We start from the raw sequence: 13,131 nt of genomic DNA, 5'->3' as shown, positions 1-13,131 counted from the left end.
GTAGGTTTCAGCCTAGGACGCGAAGCATCAATAAATGTAAGCCCCCGCGAGTGAATCTCGCGGGGGCTATTTTATTTGCCGTACCTACTGGCGGTTAATGTGATTTGACCTGTAAGGGCAGTTCGGCTGCACCGAGTAGCGCTCCGCCGTTGGCGGTCACGATGTAATAGGCCGTTGCGCTGCCATCATAGGGGATGTTCAGCGAAGTCGCCGATGTTGAGCCGACCAGCGTGGCGTACGGGCCATCAGAGCTTGCGGCGGACCAGAGCTGGTAGAGCGGCGCGCCGACACTTTGCCACTCGAAGCGCAGTTGATTCGGTCCGGGCAGGAAGGTAATGGTCAGTCCCTGGGGTGCGGGGTAGGTGCCGACGGTGAACGTCACGGGAATATCCAAAGTCGTGTTGGCGGGGTCGTTTGAGGCCAGCGTAACATTCCCGGTATAGACACCGGCGGGAAGTCCACCGGCTTCATAGGTGAAATCAATGGTCGTGCAATCGCCCGGTTCAAGGAGTCCTTCCGCGGGCGGTGCGATCAGCAGCCAGTCCGCGGTTGCAGTGAACTCGATTGCCATATCACTATGCAGGTAGGGGGCATTGTGTACGACGTTCAGACCAACGCTTCCGGTTTCATCCTGAATGCCGACAGTAGCGATTTCGAGTCCGCTGCCGCCGAGGTCGAGTTCATCGTATTGGAATACGATGCGGCCCGACTGATAGATCACGATTTGGAAGTTGTAGCGGTCGCCGGTGCCGGGGTAGTGGTCAATGTCGTCCCATTCAATGATGAATCGCGCGTTGTCTGTGTCGTCATAGTAGAAGATCTGGCCTGACGCGGGGAGATAGAGGTCAGCCCAGAACGGCGCGAGCATAGCCAATGGTCCAAACGGATCCGGGAGGGGCTGGTTTTCGTAGCCGAAGTTCTCGGGTCCGAAGTGCGCGTTGCCCTTGGTTGAGACGTTGATGGAGGTGTAGGTGACGCCGTAGAAAGTGATCGGCCAGGGGAGCGGCAAATTGACAATTTGAAAGTCATCGGTCATGCCGGTATTGGTCCCGATTGAGTTCAAATCCGTCCAGTCGAATTCTGGGCCGCCCGGTTCGTCAGAGTCAATCCAGTGGTAGCCGAAGGCATCGGGTCCACCTTGGGCATCGAGCGGAGAGCGACCGCGTTGGCTGGGCGGTGCGTAGGCGGTGCGCAGCCCGCGCCGCATGGCCATCAGATAGTCTGTCTGTTCGCGAGTTGCAGATATGACACGCGGTTCATGGTGGGTTGCCGTGGCGAGCGCGGGTGAAATCTGGTTCCATGATACCGACCAGAAGAGCGGGCACGGTCCGGTATTGCACAGCAGTACGGCATCGCTGTCCGTTCCGCCGAGCGGTGCATTGCCCTCAAGCTCGGCTGGAGTGACGGAGGCGACGGGGTCACCGAGGGTGCATCCGAGTCCGGTCGAGATTAGGACGGTGCGTCCATTCTCGACTCCGAAGGCTGCAGGGTCCAAGGCCGTGTCGCAGACGTACATTGATGCGTTGATCCCGGAGCGTTCTTTGATGCCGACCGTGATACTCGATCCGTCGTTGACCGTGAGATACTGGAAGAGGACACTGTTGTCGCCTGTCAGAGTCGGATAGAAGACCTGATCGTAGACGATAATCTGGAAGGATTCGAGCGTTGTCCACTCGCCGTAATGGCCGACATCGTGCCACGAGATGACAAACCAGTGGTTGGCGGCATCGTAATAGGTGGCGATATCGGCTTCGGGGTTTTCGCCCGTGAGATCATCCCAGAAACAGTAAATGCCGGCGGGCATCAAATCATCCGGGAAGCAGGTATTGCTGTAATCAAACCGCTGCTCGCCAAAGGTGATATACCCTTTGGTTGTGACGTGGAAGTCCTCGTACGTGTGTCCGTAGAGGCGCACCGGGAAGGGCAGGGTAAACGGTCCGGCGGCACAATCGCCGCATAGGAGGCCGACAGAAATTCCGGGGCCGCCTTCTGTCGGAGTAATGGCCTGCCAGTCAAAAGGCACGCCACCATCATCCACATTTTCGCACTGCGTGTAGCCCCAGGCATCCGGGCCGCTGCATGCGAATCGGGGGTCGGAGACCAGCGTGAAATCTTGCGTGGTGGCCGCGGCGACGACGACTCCATTGAGGGTCTGGGGCAGGCAACCGGTGCCGGAAGCGCTCATGTCATAGGTGCCTTGCGGCAGCAATAGCGAGTAGAAGCCCGCGGCATCGGTGGTGACCGGGGCAACCGGAGTGTTCAATGCGGTCACGGTGGCACCGACGGACGGGCCGCCATTGCAACTGAAGACGGTGCCGGATACGACACCAGACGGAGCGGGCGACAGGACGACATGTAGTGGAGTAGTGACGCCATCGGAGACGATGACGTCAGTGAACGTCTGCGAGATGTAGCCGAAGGCGGAGACGATGACGGTATAGGCACCGGCATTGAGCGGTAGACAATAGTTGCCCGTTGCGTCCGTTGCCGTGTGATTCGGTCCAGTTGTGATGCTGATGTTGGCACCGGCGACGGGCAGCGCAGAGGTATTGGTCACGATGCCGCAGATGTCGCCGAGGTTGCTGACGGCCAGCACAGCCTCGTAGGCGTCAATGAAGCCGTGGCCAAATTGATTGTCTTGTCCGGGTGTGCCCAAATCAATGGCGGTGTTCATGAGCGCATCTTTGATGGTCATGTGGTCGCAATCCGGACAGGCTTGACGCATCAAGGCGACGGCGCCAGCGACGTGCGGTCCGGCCATAGAGGTACCGCTGTAAGAACCGTCGTACCCGCCGCCCGGCACGGAGGAATAGACACTCACACCCGGCGCGCTGACTTCGGGCTTAACATCGTCGGGCAGCGAGGGGGCACATGGCGTGGGACCTTGACTTGAGAACCACGCGAGTGGATAGGGCCAGGAGAAGTTCGTGGCATCCACCGCGCCGACAGAAAAGATCTGGTAGGCGTTCAGTGAATAGATCGCCGGACTACGGAGGCCGCTGACATCTTCGTTGCCGGCCGACCACGTCACAACGGGACCAGCGGCTTCGCAGTTGGTGATCACTGTGTTCCAAAGATCAAAGCACTGGTCGTAGCCCAAGAAAGTGGCGACGCCCCAACTGTTTTGGATCACATCGGGAACGTCGTCGAGCGTGGCTGCGTTACCGTCGGGGTCTGCAAACCACTGATAGTCGGCAATGATATCGTTATCGAAATCGAGTCCGACGCCCTGATTGATGGAGTTGGACGCGATCCAGAGGGCGTCGGGGGCGCTGCCGACCGTATTAGTATCGCCGTCAGCTTCAAACTCGCGGCCGCAGATGGTGCCCATAACATGCGTACCGTGGCCGTAATAGTCTTGCGGAGTGGCATCTCCGAAGCCGACGGCATCGCGCCAGCATTCGGCGGCGGGCGCAAAGTTGCCGCGCCAGCGCGAGGCGAGCGCGGGGTGTGCCCCGTCTACACCGGTGTCGCAATTTGCGACGAGAACGCCTTGGCCGGTAATTCCGAGTGTGCGATTGACTTCGGTGGCACGGATGGCATCTTGACCGGGCGTTGTGAATTCAGCGTCAAGCGGATTGCGCTCGGGTCGGGTGCCGTCGGTTCGGATCGGCTCAATCGTTTCAGGCGTGAAGTTCTGTGTCACATATTTGATATCGCCGCGCGCGCGCAGCGAGAGCAGGAAATCACTGGTGGCGGACACGACGAACAGGTTTTCGATCCAGTAGGCGGTGAATCCTTTGACGGTTCCGGCAGATTGCGCGGCTTCGAGCTCGGCACGGAAGGCGGGCTGTGTCTGGTCGGCATTGTATTTCAGCGCGGACAGGACCTCGCGATGCCGTTCGGCGAGCGACGCTTTGCGGACGTGCAACTGCATATCCAGCGTCTGGATATCCACGGGGCTCTCGAGGATAATGATGGCGCTCAGGTGTTCACCGGTGGCGGCTTGCGACAGCAAGTAATCGAGGGATGGGGAGAATTCCGCCGCACGGGCACCGACGGTCAGGAGCACGAGTGCGATGACCGGACAAAGTCGGGAGAGGAGTTTCATGATTGCAGACCTGTTAATGCGTGAAGAGTGAGCGTACGAAGGCAACCGACCATTTACAACCTACAACAAAGTAACAACGGATTCAATAATCGGCTATTGAGCCAAAAAAAATGTCGGTGGGCGCCGCACGACGTTTTGCGGGCGCGTGGTACCGGCAGACGGGCACATGAGCCCGCTCATTGTGTTGTTCCTGATTGTTTTGAGCGTTCTTTAGGGTCGAGGTTTGGTGTGATATTGTCGCAATCTCAGGAATTGGAATGCCTCGCTGTGAAACGTCAACATTTGTTGAAGAGCATGTCCGCAGGTGAAGGGAAGGGGCGCGGAAAAACGGGGGCCATCGTGCCTAAGAGTCTCACAAAACAGGAGGGAAAAGGAATATGCTCCCGCAGGTCTGAATTTAAGAAATTGTTTTCGTTGCGCATGTCCGTTCGTGAGCAAGTTACACAAGCGTGGTGCGGGCTTGTAGATTGTGAAAAATTTCACAATATTTTGCGATTATCATGTGCGTTACGACGCACGCGATGCGGCTGCATTCAGAATGCAGTCGCAAGTGTCATTAAATAATCAGCCGTTCAATGAGTTCTCACTTCAAACTACCCGACCCGCCGACCGACGACAAACGTTGGAATGCAGTGCAAGCGGTCATGCGCTTGCACGGACGCAGCGAGCATGCCTTAATCGAGTCGCTGCACGCAGTGCAGCATGCTCAAGGCTATCTCGATCGGACGGCATTGGCCTATGTCGCTAAATCGCTGAACTTGCCGTTAAGCAAGGTTTATGGCGTGGCGACGTTTTATCAATTTTTCACGTTAAAGCCGCCCGGCAAGCACTCGTGCGTCCTATGCACGGGGACGGCGTGCTACATTAAAGGCGCGCCGGCGTTGCTGAAGGCGATGCAAGAGCGATACGGCATTGGTCTGGAGGAGACGACTGCCGACGGTGAATTCACTTTGCAGTCAGCCTGTTGCGTCGGGACGTGTGGTCTGGCTCCGATCGCGGCGATAGACGGAGTGGATGTCGGTCCACTTACCAAGGAAGAGTTACTGGCGAAACTTGACGAGGTGCTGCATGGTCACTCTTGATGACTTATCGGACATTCGCGAGCGCGTCCAGCAGAACGCGCACTTGAAACGGCACCGGATTCATGTTTGCGTGGCCGGGGGTTGTTTGGCTGCGGGGAGCAAAGAGCTGCTGGCGGCATTTCGAGCGGAGATTGTCGCGCGTGGGCTGGGCGACGTGTGCAGTGCAAAGGGCGTGGGCTGTATCGGTCCGTGCGCGGGCAGTCCGGTCGTCGCGATCGAGCCTGATGGAATTGTCTACTCGCCTGTGAAGCTGAGTGATGTTGGCGAGATTCTCGATCACCTTGAAGGCGAACCGATCCAGCGGCTCGTGATGCCAACGGATCAGCCGTTCTTCAAGCGGCAATTGAAGATTGTTTTGGAGAACTCCGGGCAAATTGACCCGGAAGATATTGACGACTATATCGCGGCCAAGGGCTATCACGCGCTTTATAAGGTGCTGGCCACGATGACGCCGGGTGAAGTCATTACGGAAGTGATCAAGAGCGGGCTGCGCGGTCGCGGCGGTGCGGGTTATCCGACCGGTTTGAAGTGGACGACCGTGGCCAAGACGGGCATGCAGCAGAAGTATGTGATTTGCAACGCGGACGAAGGTGATCCGGGAGCGTTCATGGATCGCAGCGTGCTGGAGAGCGATCCTCATCGTGTGCTGGAAGGCATGGCGATAGCGGGCTTCGCCGTGGGCGCGGATAAGGGCTACATATATATACGCGCGGAGTATCCGCTGGCCTATGAGCGGCTGCGCAAAGCTATCCGGCAAGCCGAGCAGACGACCTTTCTTGGTCAGAGCATCATGGGCACAACGTTCAACTTCCACATAGAACTGCGCTTGGGTGCGGGTGCTTATGTGTGCGGCGAAGAGACGGCGCTGATCGCTTCGATTGAGGGCGGTCGCGGGACACCGCGTCCGCGTCCACCATATCCTGCGGAAAGCGGACTGTTCGGCAAGTCCACGCTGATCAACAATGTGGAGACGCTTGCGAATATTCCTTCAATCATACGTCACGGCGGCGCGTGGTTCGCGGGTATCGGCACGGAACGCAGCAAGGGAACCAAGGTCTTTGCGCTGGCGGGAAACGTCAGAAACAACGGGTTGATTGAAGTGCCGATGGGCGTTACGCTGCGGGAGATTATATACGACATTGGCGGCGGGATGGACAGCGACCACGGACTGAAGGCGGTTCAGACGGGTGGCCCGACCGGCGGTTGTATTCCTGAGCAGGAGCTTGATGCGCGCGTGGACTATGAATCGTTGGCGCAGCTTGGCTCAATCATGGGCTCGGGTGGAATGGTCGTGATAGACGATCGCTCGGGGATAGTGGACATTGCGCGCTACTTCATGGAATTCTCGGTATCGGAATCGTGCGGGAAGTGCGTGCCGTGCCGTGTAGGCACGACACAGTTGCTCAACCTATTGACCAAGATTGACAGTGGAGAGGGCACGCGGTACGACCTGGCGCTCTTAGAAGAGCTGTGTGACGTGGTCAAGAGCACGAGTCTGTGCGGCCTGGGGCAGTCGGCACCGAATCCTGTGCTCAGTACGTTGCGGTTTTTCCGCACGGAGTATGAAGAGAAATTGTGCGATGGCGGTAAAGTGACCGAGGAAGGAGGGCGCGCATGACACTCGTTCAACCGATACAGATTATCACGCTGACGATAGACGGACATCCGGTGGGAGCCAGCAGCGACGAGACGATTCTCGACGTGGCGCGTCAGCACGGGTTTTTCATCCCGACGCTGTGCTTTCTCGACGGTCTTGTGCCGTACGGCGCATGCCGACTCTGCCTTGTGGAGGTCAAGGGCAGCTATCGGCTGCTACCGGCCTGCATGACGAAAGTTCAGGAGGGCATGGAAGTGACGACGGACAGTCCGCGGCTGCAGAGCTACCGTCGCTGGATCCTGGAGCTGCTCTTCACGGAGCGCAATCACGTTTGCTCAGTATGTGTGGCGAACGGTTTTTGCGAACTCCAGAGTCTGGCTGAAGCACTGGGGATGGATCATGTACGGCTCCCCTATCTGCATCCGAAGTTCACGGTTGACGCGACGCACGACCGTTTTGTGTCAGACAACAACCGTTGCGTGCTGTGCAGCCGTTGCGTCCGCGTTTGCGGCGACGTTGAAGGGGCGCACACGTTGGACGTGATGGGCCGAGGCATCAAGACGCGCGTGATCAGCGATCTGGATGATCCGTGGGGTGAATCGCCGACCTGCACACGCTGTAGTAAGTGCGCGCAGGTATGTCCGACCGGTGCCATCAAGGAGAAGGGTCGGCGCAGCGTGGGCGAGAAGTTCAAGCGCCGCGATCTGATCGCCGAGATTGCCAAGCTGCGGGAGGGTAAACATGAGTAAGCTCACACTGGCCACGGTCTGGCTGGACGGCTGTTCGGGGTGTCACATGTCGTTTCTCGACACGGACGAGCGGCTCATCGCGCTGCTTGAGCACGTGGACCTGGTCTACAGTCCGCTGGTTGACGCCAAGGAGTTTCCGGAGCATGTGGACATAACGCTGATCGAAGGCTCAATCAGCACGAACGAAGACGTAGAGAAGATTCGCATGGTTCGCAGGCGGACGCGGATACTGATCGCGTTAGGCGACTGTGCGGTGACGGGGAATGTTCCGGCGATGCGCAACTCGTTTGGACCGGAGGCGACGTTGCGCCGCGCTTACCACGAATTGGAACCGCTGCACGCGCAGACTCCGCGCGAGGACCTGCCCGTTTTGCTTGACAAAGTCGTGCCGGTGCATGACATGGTCAAGGTAGACTTGCATTTGCCGGGCTGTCCACCGCCCGCGGACGCGATATTTTACGCGCTGCACGCGCTTGTGACGTCGCAGAATCCGGACGTGAAACATCTGACCCGGTTTGGAAAGTAGAGACGAAGCCGTGACGAAAACGATAAGTATCAATCCGATTACGCGCATTGAAGGCCATGCGAAGATCACGCTGCACTTAAACGATAGCGGGACGGTCGAGCAGGCATTTTTCCATACGACCCAGTTCCGCGGATTTGAGAAGATCTGCGAAGGCCGTCCTTACTATGAGATGCCAGCGTTGATGGCGCGCTCGTGCGGCATTTGCCCGGTTGCGCACTTGATTGCGGGCGCCAAGGCGTGTGACGAGATTCTCGCGGTGAAAATCCCGCGTCCCGCGATGATCTTGCGACGTCTGATGAATTACGCGCAGATTGTTCAGTCGCACGCGCTGTGTTTCTTCTACCTGTCTTCGCCGGATTTCGTGTTCGGATTCGACGGCGATCCGGCGATCCGCAACATTGCGGGCCTGGCGGCCAAGGATCCGCAACTGGCGCGTGATGGCATACGATTGCGGCAATTTGGTCAGCAGATTATCGAGCTGCTGGGCGGCAAGCGCATTCATCCGTCGTGGATCGTTCCCGGCGGCGTGAGCGAACCGCTGTCGCGGGAGCATCGTGACGAGATATTTGGAAAGCTGCCGGAGATGAAGGCGATCGCCGTGCGCACGCTGCAGACATTCAAGCCGGTTTTGCAATCGTACGCCGCGGAGATCGAGACTTTTGGGAATTTTCCGTCGCTGTTTATGGGCCTCGTCGACGAAAAGGGCGAGTTGGAACACTATGACGGCAAGCTGCGCATGGTGGACTCGGTTGGCAACGTGATTGTGCATGGGCTTGATCCGGCGCAATACGGCGAGATCATCGGCGAAGCCGTGGAGCCTTGGACTTTCATGAAGTTCCCGTACTACAAGCCGATGGGCTATCCGGCGGGGATGTATCGCGTGGGACCGCAAGCGCGGTTGAACGTGGTGACGCGCTGCGGGACTCCGCTGGCGGATGCAGAGCTTGAAGAATATCGGGCATTTTGCGGCCGGCCAGCGCTCAGCGCTTACCACAATCATTGGGCGCGCCTGATTGAGATCTTGTTCTGCATTGAACGGCTCGAACGGAAGCTGGCGGATGATTCGATTCTCGACAAGCACGTGCGTGCGGGAGCGGCGGCGAACAGCCTGGACGGGATTGGCGTGGCCGAAGCTCCGCGCGGGACGATCATTCACCACTACCACGTGGACGATCAAGGCGTGATGCAGTGGGCGAACATGATCATCGCCACCGGGCACAACAATTTGGCAATGAATCGCAGCATCCTGCAAGTCGCACGCGGATTTGTGGACGGAAGTCGTCTGACGGAGGGCATGTTAAACCGCGTTGAGGCGGTGATTCGCGCCTACGATCCGTGTTTGAGCTGCTCGACGCATGCGGTCGGGAAGATGCCGTTGCGCGTCGAGCTCTATACGCCGGATCGCGCATTGGCCGACACACTGGTTCGGGATGATGCGTGAACCTCTTGTCATAGGTGTGGGCAACACGCTGCGCGGCGACGACGGCGTGGCCGCACAACTGCTTTCGTCCTGGCACGACGCACCGGATGTGCTGCTCGTGCCGCAATTGACGATTGATCTCGCGCCGATCATTGCACAACACCCGGCGGTCTTGATTGTAGACGCAGCGGTCTGTCTGGCACCAGGCGAGTGGACTCTTGAGAAAGTGCGGGGTTGCGCATCCACGCATTCGGCGTTCGGACATGAATTGAATCCCGGGGAACTGATCGCGGTCACGGAGGCGCTCTTCGGCGCCATCGTTGACGTGGATCTGTTGTGCATCGGTGCCCAGCAATTCGACCGTGCCGACACGCTAAGTCCGGCTGTTACACAGGTATTACCTGACGTTCTGGACACAGTGCGCGAGTGGTGGGCTGCGCGCGCGGACGTGCAACCAGAAACGACAACGCTATTAGAATCATAGAACCATGGAACTAAACAGTACATTTTTGTTGAGCACGGCGGTTTTGCTCGGCGTTACCCATACCGTGGCCGGGCCGGATCACTATCTGCCGTTCATTGCCCTTGGCCGGGCGCACTCGTGGACGCTGCGGCGTACGCTTTTGATCACGCTGTTATGCGGAGTCGGACATGTTGCGGCTTCAATCGCTATCGGGATGGCGGGGCTATACGGCGGCCAGAGGTTGCTTGAGTTGAAGATTTTTGAGTCGCTGCGGGGCGATATTGCCGCATGGCTGCTGCTGTCTTTCGGGTTAGCGTATTTTGTATGGGGTCTTCGGCTGGCCATTCGCTCGCGGCATGTCCAACCACGGGCTGACAACCGGAGCAAAGTCGCTTGGATTCTGTTCATCATCTTTGCGTTGGGTCCCTGCGAGCCGCTGATTCCCATGCTCATGACGCCGGCCGCTGCGTTGAACAGTGGCGCGTTGGTTCTCATCTGCGGGACGTTCATGGGCAGCACAGTGGCGACCATGCTGGTCATCACTGCGCTCGGGCATCGCGGATTGGCCTTCCTGAAATCGGAGGTTGCCGACCGGTATGCGCATGCGCTCGCCGGCGGCACGCTGTCGTCGTGCGCCGCCGCAATGCTGTTTTTAGGTCTATGAGCGCGTGCGCGCAATGACTGACGATTGATCATGGACACGTGCGTTGCATCCCAACTTGTTCATCGTGAGCTACGCATTGCCGGAGTTGTTCAGGGCGTGGGCTTTCGTCCGTTTGTCTACCGGTTGGCGCGTGAACACGGGCTCATGGGACAGGTGTGGAATGATGCGAGCGGCGTGGTTGTGCATGTGCAAGGCGACGCGGAAGGCATTGCGCGATTTGAGCGCCGCATCGGTCAGGAGCACCCTCAGGCGGCGCGGGTAGACCATTTGACGAGCCGATCTCTTCCGGTAGCGGAGTACACAGCATTCCGTATTGTCACGAGCCGCGCTGAGTCGCACATTGACACGCATGTTTCGGCCGACCTGGCGCTTTGTTCCGAATGCAGGCGGGAATTCATGCAACCTGATAACCGGCGTCATGGCCACCTGTTCATCAACTGCACGGAGTGCGGGCCGCGCTTCACCATTACACGTGCATTGCCGTATGATCGTCCGTCAACGACCATGGCGGGCTTTCCGATGTGCCCGGCGTGCAACCGTGAATACGATGATCCATCGGATCGGCGATTTCATGCGCAGCCTGTGGCATGTCCGCATTGCGGGCCGACGCTGCAGTTCAGCATTCGGCAGCGTGATGCATGGTGTGACGTCGCTGATCACTATGAGGCCATCGGCATGGCGTCGGCACTGCTGGGGCGCGGCGGAATTGTGCTGCTACAAGGCATCGGCGGATTCCATCTGACCTGCAGCGCGACTGACCATGAAACGGTAACCGAGTTGCGCCGTCGCAAGCACCGCGGCGCCAAACCGCTTGCCGTGATGTTCCCGGATGAGCGGTTGCTGCTGGAGTGGTGCAGTGCAGATGCCGAAGAGCTGGCCTGCCTGCGCTCGCCGCGCGCACCGATTTTGATTTTGGAACAACGCGACCATTGTCCGGTCGCCGCAGCGGTGGCCCCGGACCAGCACATGATCGGAACCATGCTGCCATACTCTCCGCTGCATTTCGCGCTCATGCGTGAATATGGCAAACCCTTGGTGATGACCAGCGCGAATGAGTCCGATGAGCCGATCATTTACAACGTGGACCATGCAAAACAACGAATGATGCATGTCGCGGACGGTATGCTCAGTCACAATCGTGCCATACACATGTTCGCGGATGACTCGATTGTGCGCAAGTTGGCGGGCGCAATGCGCGTGGTGCGGCGCGCGCGCGGTTATGTTCCTGAAAGCGTGCGAGCGCCTGCGCGGTTTGGCGCGCCGATGTTGGGGTTCGGCGCGGATCTTAAGAATACATTTGCGCTGGGGCGCGGCGATAGTGTTATATTGTCGCAGCATCTTGGCGACCTCAGCGGCGATCAATCGCTGTCGGCCGCGCGATTTGCGCTGGACCATTTTGTGAAACTGTATGACATGCGCGTTGCGGTCGGGGCTTGCGATCTGCATCCAGACTATGCTTCTACGAGATTCGCGGAGCGCTGGTGCGGGGAGCGTGACATACCGTTGTTGCGGGTTCAGCATCATCACGCGCATTTGGCGGCCTGCCTTGGCGAGCATGGTGAATACGGTCCGGCGCTTGGGTTGATTCTTGACGGCACGGGTTACGGGACCGATCACACGATCTGGGGCGGCGAGTTGTTGTACGGCGATCTCGCCGAATTCACGCGCGTTGGGAATCTTGAGCCGGTGCGAATGCCGGGAAACGAAGCGGCGGCGCGTGAGCCGTGGCGCATGGCGCTCGCATGGCTTGAGCGCGCGTTTGGATCACAATGGTCGGCTTTAGATCTTCCGTTGTTGAAACACGTTGGCCAAGATCATGGCGAGCAAGCGGCGCAGATGCTGTTGTCCGCCGAATTAAACAGTCGCTTCGTGAACACGAGCAGTATGGGGCGGTTGTTGGATGCTTGTGCGGCACTGGCGGGGTTTGGAACACGGCGGCAGTTCGAAGGGCAAGCGGCGATGTGGTTGGAAGGATCGTTGAAGATTCAGAGGGGCACGGGTTATCCCATGGAGATTGTCGCCGAGTCGGGCAGGCTTACGCTCGCGGCGGGCGGACTGTTCAGGGAACTCGCGCATGATGTCGAGCACGGTGTGGAACTAAGTGTGCTTTCGTACCGCGTGCACGAGGGGCTGGCGCAGGGGTGGGTCGAGTTAACGAGGCGGGCGGCGGAGCAGATTGGGTGCAGCACGGTCGCATTGAGCGGCGGCTGTTTTCAGAATCGCTATTTGTTGGAGCGAGTAAAGGCCTTGTTGCAAACGCAGGGCATGCGGGTGTTGATTCCCGAGCGAATACCCATGAATGACGGCGGAATATCTTTTGGACAGGTATGTATTGCAAATGCGCGGGTGAGATAAGATGTGTCTGGCTGTACCCATGCAACTTGTTGAACGACACGGCGATCATGGCATCGTGGCGAATAGCGGTGTGACGCTGCGCATCGCGCTGGTGCTCACTCCGGATGCGCAGATCGGCGACTACCTGCTTGTTCATGCGGGATATTCACTGTCCATCATAGACGAATGCGAAGCCGCAGCGACGTTGCGTACGCTGAAGGATCTGGGAGTCACCGAATCGTGAA

The 13,131-nt window shown here is 58.6% G+C and carries 10 protein-coding genes; 9 read left to right on the top strand and 1 reads right to left on the bottom strand.

Going from position 1 to position 13,131, the window contains the following annotated elements:
• Positions 1-94 precede the first annotated feature (94 nt).
• Positions 95-4,051 carry a S8 family serine peptidase gene (locus IPH10_11510; protein MBK6911533.1) on the bottom strand — a complete coding sequence of 1,319 codons (3,957 nt, stop codon included), beginning with the start codon at positions 4,049-4,051 and terminating at the stop codon, positions 95-97.
• Between the two features lie 575 nt (positions 4,052-4,626).
• On the opposite strand from IPH10_11510, the gene IPH10_11505 reads away from it, so the two are divergent.
• From IPH10_11505 to IPH10_11465, 9 genes are read left to right on the top strand one after another with little or no spacing between them, the layout of a single operon-like run.
• Positions 4,627-5,133 (top strand): NAD(P)H-dependent oxidoreductase subunit E, encoded by a 507-nt coding sequence (locus tag IPH10_11505; protein MBK6911532.1) that lies wholly within the window; start codon positions 4,627-4,629, stop codon positions 5,131-5,133.
• On the top strand, positions 5,120-6,751 hold the full coding sequence (locus IPH10_11500; GenBank protein ID MBK6911531.1) for an SLBB domain-containing protein: 1,632 nt from the start codon (positions 5,120-5,122) through the stop codon (positions 6,749-6,751). Before IPH10_11505 ends, IPH10_11500 begins: the two co-directional genes overlap by 14 nt.
• Positions 6,748-7,479: a bidirectional hydrogenase complex protein HoxU gene (gene hoxU / locus IPH10_11495; GenBank protein MBK6911530.1), complete on the top strand. Its 732-nt coding sequence runs from the start codon at positions 6,748-6,750 to the stop codon at positions 7,477-7,479. Before IPH10_11500 ends, hoxU begins: the two co-directional genes overlap by 4 nt.
• Positions 7,472-8,005, top strand: coding sequence for an NADP oxidoreductase (locus IPH10_11490; GenBank protein ID MBK6911529.1), 534 nt, complete (start codon positions 7,472-7,474; stop codon positions 8,003-8,005). The genes hoxU and IPH10_11490 overlap by 8 nt, the downstream gene beginning before the upstream one ends.
• A 10-nt stretch (positions 8,006-8,015) precedes the next feature.
• Positions 8,016-9,446 (top strand): Ni/Fe hydrogenase subunit alpha, encoded by a 1,431-nt coding sequence (locus IPH10_11485; GenBank protein MBK6911528.1) that lies wholly within the window; start codon positions 8,016-8,018, stop codon positions 9,444-9,446.
• Positions 9,439-9,909 (top strand): hydrogenase maturation protease, encoded by a 471-nt coding sequence (locus IPH10_11480; GenBank protein ID MBK6911527.1) that lies wholly within the window; start codon positions 9,439-9,441, stop codon positions 9,907-9,909. Before IPH10_11485 ends, IPH10_11480 begins: the two co-directional genes overlap by 8 nt.
• Positions 9,910-9,913: 4 nt before the next feature.
• Complete coding sequence (locus tag IPH10_11475) at positions 9,914-10,552, top strand: hypothetical protein (protein ID MBK6911526.1); 639 nt, start codon at positions 9,914-9,916, stop codon at positions 10,550-10,552.
• Positions 10,553-10,582: 30 nt separating this feature from the next.
• Positions 10,583-12,907, top strand: coding sequence for a carbamoyltransferase HypF (gene hypF / locus IPH10_11470; GenBank protein ID MBK6911525.1), 2,325 nt, complete (start codon positions 10,583-10,585; stop codon positions 12,905-12,907).
• 1 nt (position 12,908) lies between these two features.
• A complete protein-coding gene (locus tag IPH10_11465; GenBank protein ID MBK6911524.1) occupies positions 12,909-13,130 on the top strand; it encodes a HypC/HybG/HupF family hydrogenase formation chaperone in 222 nt (73 codons plus the stop codon).
• The last annotated feature ends 1 nt before the right edge of the window (position 13,131 follow it).

The organism is bacterium (assembly GCA_016702305.1).
In the GTDB taxonomy this organism is placed as follows: Bacteria; Electryoneota; RPQS01; order RPQS01; family RPQS01; genus JABWCQ01.
Note: the sequence above shows the minus strand (reverse complement) of the source record. Positions and strands in the feature narration are given on the sequence as shown.